Genomic DNA, 20,750 nt, shown 5'->3' with positions numbered 1-20,750 from the left:
CATGGACACCTTCGCCCTGATCGTGACCGTCGCGGTCGCGCTCTTCTTCACGTACACCAACGGTTTCCACGACTCCGCGAACGCGATCGCCACCTCCGTCTCCACCCGGGCGCTGACCCCGCGTGCCGCGCTGGCGATGGCGGCGGTGATGAACCTCGCGGGCGCGTTCCTCGGTTCCGGGGTCGCCAAGACGGTCAGTGAGGGGATCATCGAGACCCCGCACGGCGCGTCCGGGATGGGCATCCTGTTCGCCGCGCTGATCGGCGCGATCGTCTGGAACCTCGTCACCTGGTACTTCGGGCTTCCCTCGTCCTCCTCGCACGCGCTGTTCGGCGGCATGGTGGGCGCGGCGCTGGCCGGCGGCACGGACGTGCTGTGGAACGGCGTGCTCGACAAGATCGTCATCCCGATGTTCCTCTCGCCGGTGGTCGGTCTGATCGCCGGTTACCTGGTGATGACCGCGATCCTGTGGCTGTTCCGGCGGTCCAACCCGCACAAGGCGAAGCGGGGTTTCCGGATCGCCCAGACCGTCTCCGCCGCCGCGATGGCGCTCGGGCACGGGCTCCAGGACGCGCAGAAGACGATGGGTGTCGTCGTCCTCGCGCTCGTCATCTCCGGCCACGAGACGTTCGGTGACCCCATTCCGGTGTGGGTGAAGCTCGTCTGCGCCCTGATGCTGTCGCTGGGTACGTACGCGGGTGGCTGGCGGATCATGCGGACCCTCGGGCGCAAGATCATCGAGCTCGATCCGCCGCAGGGGTTCGCCGCCGAGACCACGGGCGCGTCGATCATGTTCACGACGGCGTATCTCTTCAAGGCGCCCATCTCCACGACGCACGTCATCACCTCCGCCATCATGGGCGTCGGCGCCACCAAGCGGGTCAACGCCGTGCGGTGGGGGGTCGCCAAGAACATCGTCCTGGGCTGGTTCATCACGATGCCGGCGGCGGCCCTGGTCGCGGCGCTGGCCTTCGGCGTGGTGAAACTGGTCGCGCTGTAGCGGGCGCTTCCCCCGTCCGTCCGGGCGGGGGGTGCGCGAGGACACCGAACGGCGAAGAGGCCCGCCCCCGTAGGGGCGGGCCTCCTTGTTCCCCGGGGTGGCACCGCCATGCAACACCGCGAGGAGTATGGGGGGGACCCTCAGCCGAAGCGGCCGGAGATGTAGTCCTCGGTGGCCTGGACGGAGGGGTTGGAGAAGATCCGCTCGGTGTCGTCGATCTCGATCAGGCGGCCGGGCTGCCCGACGGCGGAGAGGTTGAAGAAGGCGGTGCGGTCGGAGACCCGCGCGGCCTGCTGCATGTTGTGCGTGACGATGACGATCGTGAACCGTTCCTTCAGCTCACCGATGAGGTCCTCGATGGCGAGCGTGGAGATCGGGTCGAGCGCGGAGCACGGCTCGTCCATGAGGAGGACGTCCGGCTCGACGGCGATCGCGCGGGCGATGCAGAGCCGCTGCTGCTGACCGCCGGACAGCCCGGAACCGGGCTTGTTCAGCCGGTCCTTGACCTCGTTCCAGAGGTTGGCGCCCTTGAGGGACTTCTCGACGATCTCGCCGAGCTGGGCCTTCTTGTAGTTGCCGTTCAGCCGCAGCCCGGCCGCGACGTTGTCGAAGATCGACATCGTGGGGAACGGGTTGGGCCGCTGGAACACCATGCCGACCTCGCGGCGCACCGACACCGGGTCGATCCCGCTGCCGTAGAGGTCCTCGTCGTCCAGCAGCACCTTGCCCTCGACGCGACCGCCGGGGGTCACCTCGTGCATCCGGTTGAGGGTGCGCAGGAAGGTGGACTTCCCGCAGCCGGAGGGGCCGATGAACGCCGTCACCGAGCGCGGCTCGACGGTCATCGAGATGTCTTCGATCGCCTTGTGGGAGCCGTAGTAGGCGGTCAGTCCGCTTACGTCGATTCGCTTGGCCATGTCTGCTTCACTTCCGAAAGTCTTCGAGGGGGGTCGCCGTGGCCGCGTCAGCGACCGGTCTTCGGGGCCTTCCAGCGGGCGATGCCGCGAGCCGCCAGGTTCAGGATCATCACGAACGCGATCAGCGTGAGCGAAGCGGCCCAGGCGCGGTCGTAGGCCGCGGGCGAGCCGGAGCTGTTGGCGTACTGCTGGTAGATGTAGAGCGGCAGTGCCTGCTGCGCCCCGCTGAAGGGGTTGTTGTTGATGAAGGCGTTGCCCCACACCAGCAGCAGGATCGGCGCCGTCTCGCCCGCGATCCGGGCGACGGCCAGCATCACACCGGTGACGATGCCGCCGATGGAGGTCGGCACGACCACCTTGAGGATGGTGCGCCACTTCGGCACACCGAGCGCCAGCGACGCCTCGCGCAGCTCGTTGGGCACGAGCTTCAGCATCTCCTCGGTGGAGCGGACCACGACCGGCATCATCAGGATGGCCAGGGCCAGCGAACCGGCGAAGCCGAAGGGCTGCATGTCGGCCATCAGCATCAGGCTGAGGATGAACAGACCGGCGACGATCGACGGGATGCCCGTCATGACGTCCACGAAGAAGGTGACCGCGCGGGCCAGCCTGCCCCGCCCGTACTCCACCAGGTAGATCGCGGTGAGCACGCCGACCGGGGCGCCGATCACCGTGGCGAGACCGACCTGCTCCAGGCTGCCGATGATGGCGTGGTAGATGCCGCCACCGGTGTCGCTGTCGGCGACGAAGCCCATCGAGTGGGTCAGGAAGTAGAGGTTGAAGTCGTGCACGCCGCGCGCCAGCGTCGTCCAGATCAGCGAGATCAGCGGGACGAGGGCGATCAGGAAGGCGACCCAGACCAGCGAGGTGGCGATGCGGTCCTTGGCCTGACGGCGGCCCTCGACCCTGCCCGCGATGACGTAGGTGCCGACCACGAACAGGATCGCGGCGATCAGACCCCACTGGATGCGGCTGGTCAGCCCGGCGGCGAGGCCGATGGCGACGGCCACGAGGACCGAACCGGCGGCGATGGCCCACGGGGACCACTTGGGAAGCCGGGCGCCGCGCAGGGTGGAGGGGCGGCGGTCGGTGACGGCTGCGGTGCTCATGCGTTGGCCCCCGAGTACTCCTTGCGGCGGGCGATGATCGCACGGGCCGCGCCGTTGACCAGCAGGGTGATGACGAAGAGCACCAGGCCGGACGCGATCAGCGCGTCCCGGCCCTGCTCGGTGGCCTCACCGAACTTGCTGGCGATGTTCTGGGCGAAGGTGCCGCCGCCCGGATTGAGCAGGCTGGCCTGGATGTCGAAGGTCGGCGACAGCACGGTGGCGACGGCCATCGTCTCGCCGAGCGCGCGGCCGAGGCCGAGCATCGACGCGGAGATCACACCGGAGCGGCCGAAGGGCAGTACGGAGATCCGGACCACCTCCCAGCGCGTGGCGCCGAGGGCGAGGGCCGCCTCCTCGTGCATGCGCGGGACCTGGCGGAACACCTCGCGGCTGACGTTGGTGATGATCGGCAGGATCATGATGGCCAGCAGCAGGCCGACGGTGAGCATCGCGCGGGGCGCGCCGCCGTCCCAGGAGAAGATGCCGGTCCAGCCGAGGTATTCGTTCAGCCAGGAGTACAGCCCCGTCATGTGCGGGACCAGGATCAGGGCGCCCCACAGGCCGTACACGATGGACGGCACGGCGGCGAGCAGGTCGATGACGTACGAGATCGGACCGCTCAGCCTGCGCGGGGCGTAGTGCGTGAGGAACAGCGCGATGGCGACGGCGACTGGTACGGCCAGCGCCATCGCGATGATCGAGGAGACCACCGTGCCGAAGGCCAGCACGGCGATGCCGAACACCGGCGGGTTGAGGTTGGTGTTCCACTCGAACGTGGTCAGGAAGTTGCCGTGGTCCGCGCTGATCGCCAGCGAGGCGCGGTAGGTGAGGAAGACCGCGATCGCGGCCATGATCACCAGCAGCAGGATGCCCGAGCCGCGGGACAGGCCGAGGAAGACGCGGTCACCGGCGCGGGTGGCACCGCGGGCGTCGCGCTTCCGCTCGGTGGCGGAGGGCGGTGGGGTGGGGGGAGGGGCTTCAGTGGTCTGGGTCGATATGTCCATCGGGTTCTCCGGTCTGCGGAGCCGCGGGGTGAGCGGCTCGGTGGAGCCGCTGCCCCCGGTACGGGGTCACGGCTCCGGGCGGCGGTGCACCGGACGGTGCGGCCCGGCCCGCGTGGGACGCGGGGACCGGACCGCACTCTCGGATCAGGTTCAGCTGATGGTCTGGATGGTGCTGCGGACCTTGCTGATGATGTCGGCGGGCATCGGCGCGTAGTCGATGCCGCCCAGGATCTTCTGGCCGTCCTCGGACGCCATGTAGGTCAGGAACGCCTTGACGGCGGGCAGGGTGTCGGCCTTGTTGCCCTTGTCGCAGGTGATCTCGTACGTGACCAGGGTGATCGGGTACGCCCCGTCCGCCTTGGTGTTGTAGTTCAGCTTCAGCGCCAGGTCGCTGCCGGTACCGGCGACGGTGGCGTCGGCGATGGCCTTGGTGGCGCTGTCGGTGCTCGGGGCGACCGGCTGGGCGGCACCGGTGTCGATGCTGACGGCCTTGACGCCGTCACCGACGTAGGACAGCTCGAAGTAGCCGATGGCGCCGTTGGTCTGCTTGACCTGCTGGGCCACACCGGAGGACTGCGCGGCGGACTGGCCGCCCTTGGCCTGCCAGGTCTTGCCGCCGGAGTAGTTCCAGTTCTTCGGCGTGGTGGCGATCAGGTACTTGGTGAAGTTGTCCGTGGTGCCGGAGTCGTCCGAGCGGTGGAACGCCTGGATCTTCAGGTCGGGGAGCTTGGCGTCCTTGTTGAGCGCCTTGATCGCCGGGTCGTTCCAGTTGGTGATCTTGCCGTCGAAGATCTTCGCCAGGGTCGGGGCGTCGAGGACGAGGTTGTCCACACCGGCCACGTTGTAACCGATGGCGATGGGGCCGCCGACCATCGGGAGGTCGATGCCCTGGCCGCCGTTGCAGACCTTCTTGGAGGCCTCGACCTCTTCGGGCTTCAGCGGCGAGTCGGAACCGGCCCACGGGATCTGACCCTGGGTGAAGGCGGTGACACCGGCGCCGGAGCCACCGGCCTTGTAGTTGATCTGCACGCCACAGGCCTGGGAGAAGTTCTTCACCCAGGCGTCGATCGCGTTCTTCTGCGCGGAGGAGCCGTCGGACAGGATCTGGCCCTTGGCGCCGTCACACTTGATCGAGCCCTTGGCCGGGGCGGAGGCGGACGCCTTGCCACCCGTGCCCGCACCGGCGCCCGTGTCGTCCGAGCCGCACGCCGTCAGAGCGAGGACGCCGGAGAAGGCGACCGCACCGAGCGAGAGGACGCGCATCCGGTTCTTGCGCTGAAGGTTCACTTTCCGGGGTTTCCTTCCAGGAGCCGCCGCGAGGGGCGGCGTGCGAGGTCGTGTGGATGCGGACTCTGCGCTGATTGCGCGTTCCGCACCCGGTACGGCCGAAATTAGGCAGAACAGGTGAAGCAGTCGATGGCCGGAAGTGAACGACGGGTGAACCCCTGCCGTCGGCCCGGTGAGGTCACGGAATGCTCACGGCGGGAACACGTGGAGATTCCGAGAACCCCCCTCGATCCGCACCCCCGCGGCACCTTTCCGGCCACCCCGGCCCGCGCGCGGAACCGCCGTCCGCCGAACCCCGTCTCGTGTGACGCGGGACCTACGGCACACAAGGGGGCGGCATGGAACGGCGGACCTTCCTGTCCGGCGGCGCGGCCGTGGTGGCGGGCGCGGCGGTCGCGGGCTGCACCCCGGGCACCGGCGACTCCGGCGGCGACGGCGGCCCCGGCGCCTCCGCGGGGAGCGCGGCGGCCACCGGTACGGCACCGGCCACGACCGCGCGGGCCGCCGCCGCGAACTGGACCGCCCTCGCCCACGACCTCGACGGCACCCTGGTCCGCCCCGGCGACGCCGCCTGGGGCACCGCCCGGCAGCTCTACAACACCCGCTTCGACTCCCTGCGGCCCGCCGCCGTGGCCTACCCCGCGCACACCGGCGACATCCGCACCCTGCTGTCGTACGCCCGCGCCCACCACGTGCCGGTCGCCCTCCGCAACGGCGGCCACTCCTACGCCGGTTACTCCTCCGGCGACGGCCGCCTGGTCCTGGACGTCTCCCGGCTGAACCGCGTACGGGTCAGCGGCGGACAGGCGGTCGTCGGCGCGGGCGCCAAACTGATCGACGTCTACCGGGGACTGGCCGCCCAGGGCGCGACGATCCCGGCGGGCTCCTGCCCCACGGTCGGCGTCTCCGGCCTGGTCCTCGGCGGCGGCCACGGCGTCGCCTCCCGCGCCTACGGCCTGACCTGCGACAGCCTCACCGGCGCCACCGTGATCACCGCCGACGGCACCCAGGTCGGCTGCGACGCCACCACCCACCCCGATCTCTTCTGGGCGCTGCGCGGCGCGGGCAACGGCAACTTCGGTGTCGTCACCGAGCTGCGGTTCCGGACCCACCCGGCGCCTCGGGCGGTCACCGCCCGTCTGACCTGGCCGTGGGCGAAGGCCGCCGCGGTGCTCGCCGCCTGGCAGCAGTGGGGCCCGGACCAGCCGGACGAGATCTGGTCCTCCCTGCACCTGGAGAACACCCCCGGCGGCACCCCGGGCATCTCCGTCGCCTGCTTCTCCCTCGGCACCCACGGCGAACTCCAGAACGCCGTGGACCGCCTCGCGCACGGCGCCGGTGCGGACGCCCGCTCGGTCTCGCTGCGCGGCCACGGCTACGAGGAGGCGATGGAGATCTACGCGGGCTGCTCGTCGTTCCCGGCCGGTGCCCAGTGCCACCTGCCCGGCTCCACCCCGAACCGGAACCCGCACGGAACGCTCGGCCGCGAGACCTACTCCGCCCGCTCCGACTTCTTCGACCGCTCACTGTCCCCGGCGGGCATCCGGACCCTGCTGCGGCAGATCAGCGACGTCCGGGGCGGCGGGGGCAGCATCGCGCTCACCGCGCTGGGCGGCGCGGTCAACCGGGTCTCCCCCACCGCGACCGCCTTCGTCCACCGCCGCTCGCGCGTGCTCGCCCAGTACCTCGCCTCTTGGACCGCGGGCACCTCCGGCTCCACCGCCCGGTCCTGGCTCACCGCCACCCACACCGCCCTGCGCCCCCACGCCTCCGGCGCCGCCTACCAGAACTACACCGACCCCACCCTCACCACCTGGCGCACCGCCTACTACGGCGACGCCCTCCCCCGCCTCACCCAGGTGAAACACCGGTACGACCCGGACCGCTTCTTCTCCTACGCGCAGGGGTTGTAGGCAGGGCGGTCATACGGGGGCGCGGGGAACCACGCGAGCAACGACAGCCGAGGGCGCCGCACGAACACCCCCGTACCCCGGCCCCCTCAAGCCGCCAGGTCACGCTCCTCGACCACAGGCAACCGCGTCCCCGGGACCACCGCCCCACCCCGCCCGGCCGACCTCCGCCGAACAAGCCACCCCATCCGGGGAGACCGCTCGACCACCCGCACCAACGGGGTGAGCAGGGCGGACGCGCCCGGCGCCAGCAGCAGGACCACCGCCGTACCGAGCGCGAAACCTCCCACCACGTCGGTCGGATAGTGCACTCCCATGAACACCCGGCAGAACCCCTCCACCAGCGCGAGCCCGATCCCGACCAGCCCGAACCGCCGGTGCGCGACGAACAACCCGACCCCCACCGCCATCGTGAGCGTCGCGTGATCGCTGACGAAGGAGAACCCGTGCTGCCCGTGCACCAGCACGTCCAGCCCCTGGTACTCGTGGAAGGGCCGGGGCCGCCGTACGAAGTCCCGGATCGGGATGTTGACGAGGAAGGCGAGCCCCGCGGCGACCGGCGCCCAGACCAGCGCGGCCATGCCGGAGGCGACGTCCGTGCCGCCCCGCCGCCGCAGCGACCACCAGCAGGCGAGCACGAGCAGCGCCATCGCGCACAGCAGTCCGTACTCCCCGACGAACGCCACGGCCCGGTCCACACCGGGGGGCGCCGACCTGGCGAGCCCGTTGATGTCGAAGAGCAGGCCGACGTCGGGGTCGGAACCGGATTCGGCGAGTACAGCCATACCGCTGCGGCTCCTTCGTCGTCGTGCCGGACGCACCTGGTGTGCGCCGCCGCGTCCCCCCGTGGGTCGTAGATCCGCTGCCGCCGCGCTCGGACGCGCGGGCAGCCGCACGGCTACTGCACCAGGAACGCACGGCCGGGGCCGCCGGGTTCCGCTCTCCACGGAACGATCACTGAGACGTTATCGAAGAGAGACGCGTCACCCCAGCTCAGGGGGTGGTTTCACGCACGGTGTGCAGGGCTTCAGACCCGCGTGGGGAGCGCTTTCGCGCCATCCTCGGTGACACGGGTCGCACCGAAGTAGTCGGGGGTGTCCACCCGGTCGAAGCGGATCACGGCACCGGTGCGGGGCGCGTCGATCATGTACCCGCCGCCCACGTAGATCCCCACGTGCCGGATGGCCCGCGAGTCGGTCAGATCGTCGGAGAAGAACACCAGATCACCGGGGAGCAGTTGGTCCCGCGAGGGATGCGGGCCCGCGTTGTACTGGTCGTTGGCGACGCGGGGCAGCGTGATGCCGACCTTCTCGTACGCGGCCTTCGTCAGCCCCGAGCAGTCGAAGCGGCCCCCCTGGTCGGCGGTGCCGTTGCCGCCCCAGAGGTACGGCGTGCCGAGCTTGCTCTGCGCGAAGGCGATGGCGGCGGCGGCCTGGTGGGAGGGGTCGATCCGGCTGACCGGCGCGGCGAAGCTCTCGGCCAGGCTGCGGATGCGCTTGACGTAGTTGCGCGTCTCGCTGATCGCGGGCACCCCGCCGGACCGGATCACCCGGTAGGCGCCCGCGTTGTAGGCGGCCAGCATGTTGTCGGTCACGTTCCCCGGCACGTCCTTGACGTACTTCGCCAGCTCGCAGTCGTAGGACGCGGCGGACGGGATCGCGTCGGCCGGGTCCCAGATGTCGCGCTTGCCGTCGCCGTTGCCGTCGATGCCGTGCGACGCCCAGGTGGCGGGGATGAACTGCGCGATGCCGCGCGCGTCGGCGGGGCTGACGACCGTCGGGTTCCAGCCGCTCTCCTGGTAGAGCTGCGCGGCGAGCAGCGCCGGGCTGAGCGCGGGGCACCGGTTCCCCCACCGCTCCACGAGCGGCTTGTACGCGGCCGGTACGGCGCCCTTGGCGAGCCCCCGGCCGCCGGAGGTCACCCCGTTCAGCAGGTTCCCGGCGACCAGATACACCCCGACGACGAGCAGCATCACGAAGGCGAGCAGACCACCGAGAACCGCCCCTCCCGCGATCCACGCCTTACGCACCGTCAACCGCCCCTCACCGCCAGGGAGTACGCCGGTCGTCAGTGTACGGCCGGGACCCCCGGAGCAGGAGGTGACCGGCCTGTCCCGGTGCTGTCCGGCCGGAACAGGCCGGTCCCCGCCCCCGCTCCGGGAGCCGCGCGCCCTGCCGCCGGGTCAGGAACCGGCGGTGGCCTTCCGATAGAGACCGGCGGCCTCCGCGCCGAGGACGACGCTGTAGGAGACGTCGGCGGTGGAGCCGCCCTTCTCGTGCCCGCCCAGCACCCCGACCACCCGGTGGTCGCCGTTCACCCAGGGGCTGCCGCTGGTGCCCGACGTGAAGGAGGGACAGTCGATGCGCTGCTGGGTGTCGCTGTGCTCGCTGGGCCGGTTGGTGCACCGGATGGCGCTCTCGCGGGTGTCGGGGTAACCGGTGACGGTCACGGCGGTGGCCCCGGTCGCCGTCCCCGTGGCGAACCGGTTCGCGCCGACCACGTCCTCGATCCGCCGCCCCTTCAGCCGGTCCACCCGCGCGAACGCGAGGTCGCTGTCCTCGTCCTCGGCGCGTGTCCACCGCGCGGACACGTACCGCCGCCCCACCGTCCACACCCCGTACGGCGCCTTCCCGTCGTGGTAGCCGGGTACGAAGAGGAGGCCCCCGCTCCCCTCCCCCACACAGTGCGCGGCGGTGACGATCAGGTCGGCACGCGGACTGTGCACCACGGAGGCGGTGCAGAAGTGGCCGCCCTTCAGGCTGTGGGCGCGTCCGGCGTCGAACAGCGCGCCCACCCGCGCGCTCGCGGGAGTCGGCGCGGCACGGCCGGTGACCCCGAGGGGGCCGCTCGTGTCGGCGGCCGACGCGACGGACGCCGACGTCACCGCGAGCATGAGCACGGCACACGCCAGCGCCGGCCGCGCGGCCGGGCGGGGGCGGGGAATGCGCTTCATCGGGCCCCACTGTGTCCGGCGAAAGTGAAAAGCCCTCTCGACTTCTCTGAGTTTTTCCCGTGAAACGGGGGGCGGGTCAAGGGGCGGGGCGAGGGGCTGGGGGGCAACCGGGCCGAGGAGCACGGCCGGGACGCAAGACCACCCCGCACCCGGCACCCGGCACCCGGCACCCGGCACCCGGCACCCGGCACCCGGCACTGAACGCCGAACCCCCGCACACCGCCACACCACCCCCACCACACCACCTCCGCCACCCCGTCACGCCGCCCCCACGTGACCCGCCGGACGCCCGCCGATCACCCACCGTTACCCCGAGTAAAGGTTCGGCCAGAGCCACCCCATGCACCCGCCAGCGATCAGTAACCCCCGTCCACTCTTCGGTAATTCGCAGGTCAGGAATCCGGGAACCTCTTGTTGTCACGTACTCAACAAGCGAGTGTCGTCGCGGGCCGCCGCCCCCACCGGCTCCACCGGTGGTCCCCCACACCCCCCGTGGCCTCGGGCCACCATTCCGGGAGGCTGTACCTTGCCCACGCCCGCCCAGAACACTCCCCGCACCTCCGCCAGACGCCGCGCCGGTTCGGCCGCCGTCGCCGTCACCGCCCTGCTCGCCGCCGGTCTGGCGACCGCCGCGCACGCCGAGGCGGCCACCCCGGCCAAGTCCGGCTCCAGCAAGGTGACGTGGTCCGCGACCCCCTGTGCCACCCCCAAGCACAAGGGCGAACTGGCCTGCAACTCCTACCGCGTCACCGGTGGCGTCACCGCCTTCGAGAAGGCCCGCGCCCAGCGCTCCGGCGCCACCGCGAAGGTCACCCCGAAGTCCGCCGCCGCCGGTCCCACCGGCTACGGCCCCTCCGACCTCCAGTCGGCGTACGGCCTGGCCTCGGCCGCGTCCGCCAAGGGCGCGGGCGAAACGATAGCCATCGTGGACGCCTACGACGACCCCAACGCCGAGGCCGACCTCGCCAAGTACCGCTCGAACTACGGCCTCCCGGCCTGCACCACGGCGGGCGGCTGCTTCAAGAAGGTCGGCCAGACCGGCTCCACCACCTCGCTGCCCAAGGGCGACAGCGGCTGGGCGCAGGAGGAGTCCCTCGACCTGGACATGGCCTCCGCCGTCTGCCCCAAGTGCAACATCCTGCTCGTCGAGGCCACCTCGCCGACCACCGCCAACCTCGGCACGGCCGTCAACGAGGCCGTGAAGCTGGGCGCCAAGTTCGTCTCCAACAGCTACGGCGGCGCCGAGTCCTCCTCGGACACCTCGTACGACACCTCGTACTACAACCACCCCGGCGTGGCCATCACCGTCTCCGCCGGTGACGAGGGCTACGGCGCCGAGTACCCGGCCGCCTCCAAGTACGTCACCTCCGTCGGCGGCACCGCGCTGAAGTCCTCCTCGTCCAGCCGCGGCTGGAGCGAGAGCGTCTGGAACACCTCCAGCACCGAGGGCACCGGCTCCGGCTGCTCCAAGTACGACGCGAAGCCGACCTGGCAGAAGGACACCGGCTGCGCCAAGCGCACCGTCTCCGACGTCTCCGCCGTGGCCGACCCCGCCACCGGCGTCTCCGTCTACGACTCCTACGGCGTCACCGCCGGCTGGTACACCTTCGGCGGCACCAGCGCCTCCGCGCCGATCATCGCCGGTGTCTACGCCCTGGCCGGCACCCCGAGCAGCGGCTCGACCCCGGCGCAGTTCCCGTACGCCCACACCTCCGCGCTCAACGACGTGACGAGCGGCAGCAACGGCAGCTGCGGCGGCACCTACCTGTGCACCGCCGGTACCGGCTACGACGGCCCGACCGGCCTCGGCACCCCCGCGGGCACCTCGGCCTTCACCGGCTGACCACCGCACCTCCCGAAGGGGCCCCGGCGTCCGCCGCCGGGGCCCCTTCCCCGTCCCCGCGTGAGAACATCGACTCGACGCCTCACCCGACCAGCCGTCAGAAACCCTACGCAGCGGGCGAGCGGGGCGAAAAGTGATAACGACGGAACCACACCACAGGTTCCGCTCAGTCATCGTTGCCCGGCGTGACCTGTCGTGATACACAGAGTCACCGAGCCAGCTATTCGTACGAAACCCACCGGTCAATGGCGCCAAGGCGACATACGACAGCGGCGTTGTCGGCGACAATGAGAACTGACCTCTGCAGACCGGCGAGGTCGTGCGCAACTACCCATCAGGGGCGGTGACTTACATGCTCTTTGCGGCCGACAAAGGAGACATCAACACCATCATCGGCGGGATCGCTCCGGACTGGGGGCCCTTCGGCAGCCTGGGCAACGAGGCCAAGGTGATGGTCGAGGTGGTCATGGCCGTGGCCATCCTGCTCTGCCTCGGCATCGCGATCTGGGGTGCGGCCAAACAGCGGATCGGCGCCACCGCCCTGCGCGACACCTTCAGCGCGGAACAGGGCAAGGGCCTGATCATCGCCGGGCTGACCGGGGTGTTCATCATCGGCTCGCTCGGCACGCTGTTCACCATCGTGTACGGCATGGCGGTCTGACGCACCGTCCGCGCGCAGCCCCTCCCCCTCACCCACCCGTCGTGCCCACCGGCAGAGGTCGCGTTTCCCTGATGTCGAGTCACCCCACCGCACCCACGCGGGAACCAGCACGGCTACCGTCGTACCTCCACGAGGTGGAAGGGGCGCCCGCGGCATGACTCCCCCAGACGAGCACGGCGGCCAGACCCGCACCCGGCTCCCCGGCACCGACCCCTACGGCGGCGCCCCCCGCCGCCCCGCCCGCTCCTCCTCCCGCAGCCTCATCACCGTCGTCGGCGTCGTCGTCCTCCTCATCGCCGCCATCGCCTTCGCCAACCGCACCGACCGCACCCGCGGCACCACTCCCCCCTCGGCCAAGAACAACCTCCCCAGATCCGCCCCGACCGCCCCCACCGGCACCAAACCCGTCACCACCACAACCGGCACCATCCCCTCCGGCTTCCCCCACACCCAACAGGGCGCGGAAAGCGCGGCGGCGAACTACGCGGTGGCACTGGGGTCGGCGGAGATGTTCAACAAGGCCCGCCGGGACTTCATCCTCCAGTCCGTCATGAGCCCGGACCGGGTCACCGGTGCGGAGGCCGCGATGGACAAGGCGTACACCCCCGCCTTCAACCAGAGCCTCGGCATCGACGCCGCCGGAAACGCGCCGAGCGGCTCGACGTTCGTCTCACGGACGACGCCGATCGGCACGAAGACCACCGGATACACGGACGACAGCGTCACGGCGGAGGTCTGGTGCAGCGGCCTGCTCGGCATCGCGGGCGAGAAGTCCACCAGCCCGGTCACCAACAACTGGTTCACCATCACCATGCGGCTGGCGTGGACCGCGGGGGACTGGAAGATCGTCACGAACTCGCAGAAGGCGGGGCCGTCCCCCCTGCCAGGCGACGACAGGGCCTCCAGTTCGGGCGACATGTCGAAGGCCGTCGAGGAGTACGGAGGGTTCACCTATGCCCGGTAAGCGCCGTGTCCTGAGCCTCGCCGGAGCGGTGACCGCCGTTCAGACGGCGGCGGTCCTCACCGCCACGCGAGCCTTCGCCGCGCCCAGCCCCACGCCGACGCCCACGTCGAACATCGACTGCGCGCTGCTCACCGGCGCGGCCAGGGAACGCTGCGACCTGAACAAGGGCACGGGCGGCGGTGGAGGAGGGGTCACCGACAACCCCCTGAGTTCCACCCTCGACCCCCTCTCCTCCCTGGCCAAGGGCTGCGCGGAAGCCGCCGCCTGGACCATCGGCAAACTCAGCACCGCCGTGAAGGAAACGGCGAACGTGGACTTCACGAACACGAAGTTCCTCCAGCAGTACGCCGTCGTCTTCGCCGCCTCCACCATCCTCACCCTCGTCCTCTGGCTCCTGGCCGTCGCCAAACGAGCCGTCCGAGGCGTCCCCCTCACCACCGCCATCTCCGAAGCCGTCGGCTTCCTCTGGCTCACCGTCCTCGCCTCCGCCTTCACCCCCCTCATCCTCTACACCGTCGTCAGCGCGGCCGACGGCGTCACCGACGTCCTCGCCAAAGCCACCGGCGACCAGGCGGACACCTTCTTCGGCACCTTCTCCGGCGCCCTGAAGAAGGGCGACGACATCGGCGGCGGCCCCATCATGCTGATCGTCGTCTCCCTCGTCAGCATCCTCGCCGCCGGAGTCCTCTGGCTGGAGCTCGTCATCCGCGCCGCCCTGCTCTACGTCGGCGCCCTCCTCGGCACCGTCGTCTACGCCGGTCTCGTGGACAAGAACCTCTGGGGCCACGTCCGCCGCTGGGCCGGAATCATGATCGCCGTCATCATGGTCAAACCGGTCATCGTGATCGTCCTCGGTCTCGCCGGCGCCCTCTCCGGCGGCAGCGGCCCGGACTCCTTCTCCGCCGTCGTCTCCGGCCTCGCCATCATCCTGCTCGCCATCTTCGCCAGCGCGATGATCTACCGCTTCGTCCCCGGCTTCGGCGACGAACTCGCCGGTTCCCGCAACAACCGCATCATGCAGGGCGCCGAAGGCAAGGCCGCCGCCGTCATGAGCTCCCCCGCGACCCTCGTCGCCCAGGGCATCAAGACCCACAGCACCCGCGCCGACAGCAACGGCGCCACCGGCGGCGGAGGCGGCGGCTCCACCCCCCGCCCCGCCAACCCCGTCTCCGGCGGCGTCGCCGCCCACAGCGGACGCACCTCCCAGGGCTCCGCCGCCCCCGCCCCGCGCGCCGCCAGCCCGGTCAACACCCCGCACGCAGGCAACACCCGCAACAACCGCTCAGGAGGTGAAGGGCGTTGACGACCGAGTCCCACCTGTCCCATCCGGTCACGCCCCGCCGTACGTATCTGATCGGCCGCGCCCGGCCGAACGCGATCGTCGGACGCAACCGCGAATCGGGCGAGATCGCGCTCATCGTGCTCGGCGCGTTCCTCGGCATGATGTGCGGCCTCCTGGTCCCGGCGCTGCCCCTGCGCATCGCCCTGCTCGCCGGGTTCCCGATGCTCGCGCTCGCCGCGGTCTACGTGCCGTATAAGCGCCGCACCTTCTACAAGTGGTTCGAGATCAACCGCTCCTACAAACGGACCGTCAAACGCGGTGCCGCCTACCGCTCCTCCGTCATGGAGGCCGGGACCGGCCTCGACGGCCGCGAGGTCGAGATCGGCCCGCCCCCCGGCATCCACCGCATCAACTGGCTCTCCGCGCCCTTCGGCCCCGACGAGATCGCCGTCCTGCTGCACGCCGACCGCAAGACCGTCACCGCGGCCGTCGAGATCGAGGGCCCCGGCGTCGGCCTGCGCGACTCCGAGGACCAGGAAGCCCTGGTGGACCGCTTCGGCACCCTGCTCAAGCACGTGGCCAACGGCGACGGCTTCGTCACCCGGCTCCAGATGCTCGCCCGCACCCTGCCCGCCGACCCCGACGCGCACGCCAAGGACGTCTTCCAGCGCGGCGACGACCGCGCCCCCGAGTGGCTGGCCGCCTCCTACGACCAGCTCCAGTCGATGGTCTCCACCAGCAGCGAGCAGCACCGCGCGTATCTCGTCGCCTGTATGCAGTTCAACCGCGAACTCGCCGCCGAGGCCAACGCGATGGCCCGCGCCGCCCGCCCCCAGGCGGGCCGACGGCTCGACCGGGACGCCGGGCTCGCCATCGTCATGGCCCGCGAGGTCACCGACATCTGCTCCCGCCTCCAGGAAGCCGACATCCGGGTCCGCCAGCCGCTCGGCCAGGGCCGCCTGGCCTCCCTGATCCACTCCATGTACGACCCGGACCACCCCATCGACCACATCCAGGCGATGACCAAGCGCAACGCCTGGCCGGCCGAACTCGACGCCACCCAGCCCGACCACCTCCAGGCCAAGACCCGCGAGTCCGCCACCCGCGCCCCCTGGTGCCACGCCACCGCCTGGGTCAAGGAATGGCCGATGACCCCGGTCGGCGTCAACTTCCTCGCCCCGCTGCTCGTCCACACCCCGGACGTCATCCGCACCGTCGCCGTCACGATGGACCTCGAACCCACCGAGGTCGCCATCGAACGCATGCTGACCGAGAAGACCAACGACGTCGCCGACGCCTCCCGCGCCGCCAAGATGAACCGCACCGTGGACCCCCGCGACATCGCCGCCCACAACCGGCTCGACCAGCGCGGCGAGGACCTCGCCAGCGGCGCGGCCGGGGTCAACCTGGTCGGCTGGATCACGGTCTCCTCCCGCTCCCCCGAGGCCCTCAACCGCGACAAGCGGACCATAAGGGCCTCCGCCGGAAAGTCGTACCTGAAGCTCGAATGGTGCGACCGCGAGCACCACCGGGCCTTCGTGAACACCCTTCCCTTCGCCACCGGCATCCGACGGTAGGGGCTGATGCGCTGATGCGTGACCCGCTGTCCGTCCTGACGGACGCCTTCACGTCCTTCCTCTTCGGCAAGGTCGAGACGACCCGCCTGCCGGTGCGCACCTCCACCGGCCAGGCCCAGGCCGTCTACCTCCCCACGGCCGCCCCCGGCCTCGGCGACTCCGGCGTCATCATCGGCCGCGAGGTCTACTCCGGGAAGGGCTACATCTACGACCCCTTCCAGCTCTACGGCCAGCAACTCCCCGCCCCGCACTGGCTGGTGCTCGGCGAGTCCGGCAACGGCAAGTCCGCGCTGGAGAAGACGTACGTCCTGCGCCAGCTCCGCTTCAAGGACCGCCAGGTCGTCGTCCTGGACGCCCAGGGCGAGGACGGCGTCGGCGAGTGGAACCTCATCGCGGAGGAGCTGGGGATAACCCCCATCCGGCTCGACCCGACCGCCGCGCTCAACCACGGCATCCGGCTGAACCCGCTCGACCCGGCGATCACGACGACCGGGCAGCTCGCGCTGCTCCGCACCATCATCGAGGTCGCCCTCGGCCACGGCCTGGACGAACGCTCTGGCTTCGCCCTCAAGGTCGCCCACTCCTACGTCAACGAGACCATCCTCGACCGGCAGCCGGTCCTCACCGACATCGTCGAGCAGCTCCGCCACCCCGAGCCGGAGTCCGCCGAGGCGATGAACGTGGCCATAGACGACGTACGGGCCTGGGGCCTGGACGTCGCCCTGGTGCTCGACCGGCTGGTGGACGGCGACCTGCGCGGCATGTTCGACGGCCCGACCACCGTCGGCATCGACCTGGACGCGCCGCTCATCGTCTTCGACCTGTCGCACATCGACCGCAACTCCATCGCCATGCCCATCCTGATGGCGATCGTCGGCGTGTGGCTGGAGCACACCTGGATCAGGCCCGACCGCAAGAAGCGCATCTTCCTGGTCGAAGAGGCCTGGCACATCATCAACAGCCCGTTCGTCGCCCAGCTGTTCCAGCGGCTGCTGAAGTTCGGCCGCCGTCTCGGCCTGTCCTTCGTCGCCGTCGTCCACCACCTCTCCGACGTGGTGGACGGAGCGGCGGCCAAGGAGGCGGCGGCCATCCTGAAGATGGCGTCCACCCGGACGATCTACGCCCAGAAGGCGGACGAGGCCAGAGCCACCGGCCAGGTCATCGGCCTGCCCCGCTGGGCGGTCGAGATCATCCCGTCCCTCACCCCCGGCATCGCCGTGTGGGACGTCAACGGCAACGTCCAGGTGGTCAAACACCTGATCACCGAGACCGAACGCCCGCTGGTCTTCACCGACCGCGCCATGACGGAGTCCGCCAGCGACCGGCTGGCCGACGACGCCCTGCGCGCGGCCGAGCTGGAGGCCGAACAGCGCGCGGCGGCCTTCGTGGAACAGCATCTGGGCGACGAATCGACGGTGGCGTAGGGAGTACGCGGGTGAGACCGGACGACCGCCGCGACAACCGGCGGGAGGGCCAGGGCAGCCAGGGCGGCGGCGTCCCGGACGGCCTTCTCCTCGGCCTGATCGCGTTCCTGCTCGGCATGACCGCCCTGGTGTGGACGGCGACCGGTCTCGCCGCCGTGTTCGCGCACGGCGCCTGGCCGGACGGCGTCGATCTCACCCACACCCCGCTCGCCATGCGCCACCTCATCGGCGCCCCGCACGACCTCGCGGGCGCCTGGTCGGCGGCCCCGCCCGGCGCCCTCTCCGGCTGGGGCCTGTTCTGGGGCCTGTTCATCGGCCAGCTGATGATCCTGTTCGTGCTCGCCCTGTTCGTGATGGGCACGCTGGCCAGATGGCGCGCGGGCCGGACCCGCCGCCGCGCCGACCACACCGCCGCTACGACCCCTGCCCCGGAGCCGCATCACGAGGTCCCGGTGCAACGCGCGGAGCAGCCCCCCGCGGCCCCGCCCGCACCGGAGCCACCGCTCCCTCCACAGCCTGTGGAGGCAGCCCCGCTCCCCGAACCCCCGACGCCCCCCACCCCCGTACTCCCGCTCCCCACCCCGGCAGCCCCCCTCGCCGCCCCCCTGGTGACCCGCGAACGCCTCGTCGTCGCCCCCAGGGACGCCCGCCGCCCGATCGCCGCCCAGGCCCTCCAGGAAGCCCCCGGAGCCGCCCTGGTGGTGACCTCCGACCCGGCGCTGTGGACGGAGACCAAGGACGCCCGCGCCAAACTCGGCCCGGTCCTCCTCTACGACCCCACGCACCGCTGCGACACCCCGGCCCGCCTGCACTGGTCCCCCACAGCGGGCTGCGAGGACAAGCGGACGGCACTGGCCAGAGCGGAAGCACTGCTGGCCCCGGTGCGCCCGACGGCGAGGATCGACCAGGCGGTCGCGGACACCGCGACGACCCTGCTGCGCAGCTATCTGCACGCCGCCGCCCTGGAGTCCCGTACGGTCCGGCACGTCCACCGCTGGTCCCAGGGCACCCAGATCCAGGACGCGGTCCGCACCCTGCGCACCCACCCCAAGGCGGCCCCCGGCGCCGCGGGCGAACTGGAAGCCGCGCTCACCGCGCACCCCGAACGCCGGGACATCGCCCAGGAGTTGACCGGCCGCGCGCTCTCCGCCCTCTTCACGGTCCACGTCCGCGAGGCGTGCGCGCCGAACCGAACCGACGCACTCGCCCTGGATTCCTTCGTCCACGAGGTGGGCACGCTCTACGTGGTAGGCGAATCCATCGAGGACCCCAGGACCCAGCCGGGTGCCATGCCCCTGCTGACGGCCCTGGCAGCAAGCGTGGTCGAGCACGGCCGGCGCATGGCCGAACGGTCATCCTCCGGTCGGCTCGACCCACCACTCACCCTCGTCCTGGACGACGTGGCCGCAGTCGCCCCACTCCCCCGGCTCCCCGAGCTGCTCGCCTCCGGCGACGACCAGGGCCTGCCCACCCTCGCCCTGCTCCGCTCCCGCGAACAGGCCCGCACCCGCTGGCCCGACCAGGAACTCCCGCTTTGAGCTGAGGCCTTCCGCTCAGCGCTCCCGCACGAACTCCAGCTCGTTCTCCGTCTCGTCCTTGGCGAACGACACGACGAGTCCGCTCGGCGCGAACCCGAGCCTGCGGTAGGCGCCCTGGGCCCGCCCGTTGTCGGCGTGCACGAACAGCCGCATCCGCTCGGCCCCCCACTCCCAGGCCCACTCGACCCCCGCATCGAACAGGGCCCCGATCAGCCCGTTCCCCCGGTGCCCGGGCCGCACGAACACCCCGACCACATGCCCCTGCCGCCGCTCCACGGCCGCCCCGGACCAGTCCTCGGTCCCCGGCTCCTCCCGGAGCACGGTCACCGTCCCCGCCCAGGTCCCGTCCGGAGCCTCGGCGACGAACTGCCGCGCCCGCTCCGACCCCTCACCCGACCCGACAGCGCGGTCCTGCCAGAAGGAGTCGGGCCTGGCCACGGCCTCCTCATAGGTGTCCAGAAAAGCCAGCGGCGCCACAGGATCGCGCAGCGCGTCCAGCCGCAACGCCTTCACGGCCGCCCACTCGTGGGGACGTACAGCACGTACGAGGTAACCGGAGCCCTCGGTCTGCGAAGTCATACGGTCACGCTAACCGCCGCCCCGCGCCCCCTCATCCGAAATACCGGCGGGCCACTGTCAGTGCCCGGTCCTACCGTGGTGCCATGACCACTCTCACCGACCGGCCGAACACCGCGGTCCTCGTCATCGACATGCAGAACGGTGTCGTGGCCGCCGCCCACCGCCGCGACGACGTCGTCCAGAACATCAACACTGTGATCGGCAAGGCCCGCGCGGCCGACGTGCCCGTCCTCTGGGTCCAGCACTCCGACACGGACCTCCCCCGCGGCAGCGAACCGTGGGCCTACGTCCCGGAGCTGGTCCGCGCCGAGGACGAGCACCTGGTGCACAAGAAGTACCCGGACTCCTTCGAGGACACCGACCTGGAATCCGCCCTGGCCGAACGGCGCGTGGGCCGCCTCCTCATCACCGGTGCCTCGACGGACGTCTGCATCCGCGCCACCCTGCACGGCGCGGTCGTCCGGGGCTACGACACGACCCTGGTCGCGGACGCCCACACCACGGAAGACCTCACCAAGTACGGCGCCCCACCGGCGGACCAGGTCATCGCCCACACCAATCTGTACTGGACGTGGCACACCGCCCCCGGCCGCGAGAACGGCACCGTGGAAACAGCGGATATCGCTTTCTGAGCCTTTTCACGGCAGCAGGAAAAAGGTCCGGAAATGCGGAAAGCCCCTGTATCCGAAGATACAGGGGCTT

Annotated in this window: 18 protein-coding genes; 10 read left to right on the top strand and 8 right to left on the bottom strand. The window is 71.0% G+C overall.

What is annotated here, in order from left to right; translation table 11 throughout:
• The first annotated feature begins 1 nt into the window (after nucleotide 1).
• Entirely contained in the window at nucleotides 2-1,000 is a 999-nt protein-coding gene (locus KUM39_RS20950) for an inorganic phosphate transporter (RefSeq protein ID WP_217787272.1), read from the top strand.
• A 140-nt stretch (nucleotides 1,001-1,140) separates the two neighbouring features.
• On the opposite strand, the gene pstB is transcribed toward KUM39_RS20950, so the two are convergent.
• From pstB to pstS, 4 genes are all read right to left on the bottom strand, one after another.
• Nucleotides 1,141-1,917 carry a phosphate ABC transporter ATP-binding protein PstB gene (gene pstB, locus KUM39_RS20945; RefSeq protein ID WP_217787271.1) on the bottom strand — a complete coding sequence of 259 codons (777 nt, stop codon included), beginning with the start codon at nucleotides 1,915-1,917 and terminating at the stop codon, nucleotides 1,141-1,143.
• Nucleotides 1,918-1,964: 47 nt separating this feature from the next.
• The gene (gene pstA / locus KUM39_RS20940) at nucleotides 1,965-3,026 is read right to left on the bottom strand and encodes a phosphate ABC transporter permease PstA (RefSeq protein WP_217787270.1); all 1,062 of its coding nucleotides are present in this window, start codon (nucleotides 3,024-3,026) and stop codon (nucleotides 1,965-1,967) included.
• Nucleotides 3,023-4,030 (bottom strand): phosphate ABC transporter permease subunit PstC, encoded by a 1,008-nt coding sequence (pstC, locus tag KUM39_RS20935; protein ID WP_217787269.1) that lies wholly within the window; start codon nucleotides 4,028-4,030, stop codon nucleotides 3,023-3,025. Before pstC ends, pstA begins: the two co-directional genes overlap by 4 nt.
• A gap of 150 nt (nucleotides 4,031-4,180) precedes the next feature.
• The gene (pstS, locus tag KUM39_RS20930) at nucleotides 4,181-5,317 is read right to left on the bottom strand and encodes a phosphate ABC transporter substrate-binding protein PstS (protein ID WP_217787268.1); all 1,137 of its coding nucleotides are present in this window, start codon (nucleotides 5,315-5,317) and stop codon (nucleotides 4,181-4,183) included.
• Between the two features lie 338 nt (nucleotides 5,318-5,655).
• On the opposite strand from pstS, the gene KUM39_RS20925 reads away from it, so the two are divergent.
• Nucleotides 5,656-7,230, top strand: coding sequence for an FAD-binding oxidoreductase (locus KUM39_RS20925; protein WP_217787267.1), 1,575 nt, complete (start codon nucleotides 5,656-5,658; stop codon nucleotides 7,228-7,230).
• A gap of 86 nt (nucleotides 7,231-7,316) precedes the next feature.
• Here the strand turns inward: KUM39_RS20925 and KUM39_RS20920 are convergent, their stop codons facing one another.
• The 3 genes from KUM39_RS20920 to KUM39_RS20910 form a co-directional block, all read right to left on the bottom strand.
• Nucleotides 7,317-8,012 (bottom strand): phosphatase PAP2 family protein, encoded by a 696-nt coding sequence (locus KUM39_RS20920; protein ID WP_217787266.1) that lies wholly within the window; start codon nucleotides 8,010-8,012, stop codon nucleotides 7,317-7,319.
• A gap of 242 nt (nucleotides 8,013-8,254) precedes the next feature.
• On the bottom strand, nucleotides 8,255-9,262 hold the full coding sequence (locus KUM39_RS20915; RefSeq protein ID WP_246620495.1) for a C40 family peptidase: 1,008 nt from the start codon (nucleotides 9,260-9,262) through the stop codon (nucleotides 8,255-8,257).
• A 147-nt stretch (nucleotides 9,263-9,409) separates the two neighbouring features.
• Complete coding sequence (locus KUM39_RS20910) at nucleotides 9,410-10,180, bottom strand: trypsin-like serine peptidase (protein ID WP_217787265.1); 771 nt, start codon at nucleotides 10,178-10,180, stop codon at nucleotides 9,410-9,412.
• Nucleotides 10,181-10,706: 526 nt separating this feature from the next.
• Here KUM39_RS20910 and KUM39_RS20905 point away from each other — a divergent pair.
• The 7 genes from KUM39_RS20905 to KUM39_RS20875 all read left to right on the top strand — a co-directional run bounded on the left by KUM39_RS20905 (nucleotide 10,707) and on the right by KUM39_RS20875 (nucleotide 19,469).
• Nucleotides 10,707-12,023 carry a S53 family peptidase gene (locus tag KUM39_RS20905; protein ID WP_217787264.1) on the top strand — a complete coding sequence of 439 codons (1,317 nt, stop codon included), beginning with the start codon at nucleotides 10,707-10,709 and terminating at the stop codon, nucleotides 12,021-12,023.
• Nucleotides 12,024-12,375: 352 nt separating this feature from the next.
• On the top strand, nucleotides 12,376-12,684 hold the full coding sequence (locus KUM39_RS20900; protein ID WP_037622434.1) for a DUF8827 family protein: 309 nt from the start codon (nucleotides 12,376-12,378) through the stop codon (nucleotides 12,682-12,684).
• A 154-nt stretch (nucleotides 12,685-12,838) separates the two neighbouring features.
• A complete protein-coding gene (locus KUM39_RS20895; protein WP_217787263.1) occupies nucleotides 12,839-13,648 on the top strand; it encodes a DUF8175 domain-containg protein in 810 nt (269 codons plus the stop codon).
• The gene (locus KUM39_RS20890) at nucleotides 13,638-14,951 is read left to right on the top strand and encodes a hypothetical protein (RefSeq protein ID WP_217787262.1); all 1,314 of its coding nucleotides are present in this window, start codon (nucleotides 13,638-13,640) and stop codon (nucleotides 14,949-14,951) included. The genes KUM39_RS20895 and KUM39_RS20890 overlap by 11 nt, the downstream gene beginning before the upstream one ends.
• The gene (locus KUM39_RS20885; protein ID WP_217787261.1) at nucleotides 14,948-16,507 is read left to right on the top strand and encodes an SCO6880 family protein; all 1,560 of its coding nucleotides are present in this window, start codon (nucleotides 14,948-14,950) and stop codon (nucleotides 16,505-16,507) included. Before KUM39_RS20890 ends, KUM39_RS20885 begins: the two co-directional genes overlap by 4 nt.
• A 14-nt stretch (nucleotides 16,508-16,521) precedes the next feature.
• Nucleotides 16,522-17,931 (top strand): ATP-binding protein, encoded by a 1,410-nt coding sequence (locus KUM39_RS20880; RefSeq protein WP_217787260.1) that lies wholly within the window; start codon nucleotides 16,522-16,524, stop codon nucleotides 17,929-17,931.
• Nucleotides 17,932-17,942: 11 nt separating this feature from the next.
• Nucleotides 17,943-19,469: a P-loop NTPase family protein gene (locus KUM39_RS20875; RefSeq protein WP_217787259.1), complete on the top strand. Its 1,527-nt coding sequence runs from the start codon at nucleotides 17,943-17,945 to the stop codon at nucleotides 19,467-19,469.
• Between the two features lie 15 nt (nucleotides 19,470-19,484).
• Here the strand turns inward: KUM39_RS20875 and KUM39_RS20870 are convergent, their stop codons facing one another.
• Nucleotides 19,485-20,048 (bottom strand): GNAT family N-acetyltransferase, encoded by a 564-nt coding sequence (locus KUM39_RS20870; protein ID WP_217787258.1) that lies wholly within the window; start codon nucleotides 20,046-20,048, stop codon nucleotides 19,485-19,487.
• Nucleotides 20,049-20,131: 83 nt separating this feature from the next.
• Between KUM39_RS20870 and KUM39_RS20865 the strand changes: the two genes are divergently transcribed.
• A complete protein-coding gene (locus KUM39_RS20865; RefSeq protein ID WP_217787257.1) occupies nucleotides 20,132-20,680 on the top strand; it encodes an isochorismatase family protein in 549 nt (182 codons plus the stop codon).
• The last annotated feature ends 70 nt before the right edge of the window (nucleotides 20,681-20,750 follow it).

The organism is Streptomyces corallincola (genome assembly GCF_019104725.1).
Lineage (GTDB): Bacteria > Actinomycetota > Actinomycetes > Streptomycetales > Streptomycetaceae > Streptomyces > Streptomyces corallincola.
This window is presented reverse-complemented; position numbering and strand designations above follow the sequence as displayed.

Excerpts from the sequence above, each read along its gene's own strand:
- KUM39_RS20920 (WP_217787266.1), bottom strand. The coding sequence starts at position 8,012 with ATGGCTGTACTCGCCGAATCCGGTTCCGACCCCGACGTCGGCCTGCTC.
- pstB (WP_217787271.1), bottom strand. The coding sequence starts at position 1,917 with ATGGCCAAGCGAATCGACGTAAGCGGACTGACCGCCTACTACGGCTCC.
- KUM39_RS20950 (WP_217787272.1), top strand. The coding sequence starts at position 2 with ATGGACACCTTCGCCCTGATCGTGACCGTCGCGGTCGCGCTCTTCTTC.
- KUM39_RS20865 (WP_217787257.1), top strand. The coding sequence starts at position 20,132 with ATGACCACTCTCACCGACCGGCCGAACACCGCGGTCCTCGTCATCGAC.
- KUM39_RS20925 (WP_217787267.1), top strand. The coding sequence starts at position 5,656 with ATGGAACGGCGGACCTTCCTGTCCGGCGGCGCGGCCGTGGTGGCGGGC.
- pstA (WP_217787270.1), bottom strand. The coding sequence starts at position 3,026 with ATGAGCACCGCAGCCGTCACCGACCGCCGCCCCTCCACCCTGCGCGGC.
- KUM39_RS20910 (WP_217787265.1), bottom strand. The coding sequence starts at position 10,180 with ATGAAGCGCATTCCCCGCCCCCGCCCGGCCGCGCGGCCGGCGCTGGCG.
- KUM39_RS20890 (WP_217787262.1), top strand. The coding sequence starts at position 13,638 with ATGCCCGGTAAGCGCCGTGTCCTGAGCCTCGCCGGAGCGGTGACCGCC.
- KUM39_RS20895 (WP_217787263.1), top strand. The coding sequence starts at position 12,839 with ATGACTCCCCCAGACGAGCACGGCGGCCAGACCCGCACCCGGCTCCCC.
- KUM39_RS20880 (WP_217787260.1), top strand. The coding sequence starts at position 16,522 with ATGCGTGACCCGCTGTCCGTCCTGACGGACGCCTTCACGTCCTTCCTC.
- KUM39_RS20900 (WP_037622434.1), top strand. The coding sequence starts at position 12,376 with ATGCTCTTTGCGGCCGACAAAGGAGACATCAACACCATCATCGGCGGG.
- pstC (WP_217787269.1), bottom strand. The coding sequence starts at position 4,030 with ATGGACATATCGACCCAGACCACTGAAGCCCCTCCCCCCACCCCACCG.
- KUM39_RS20870 (WP_217787258.1), bottom strand. The coding sequence starts at position 20,048 with ATGACTTCGCAGACCGAGGGCTCCGGTTACCTCGTACGTGCTGTACGT.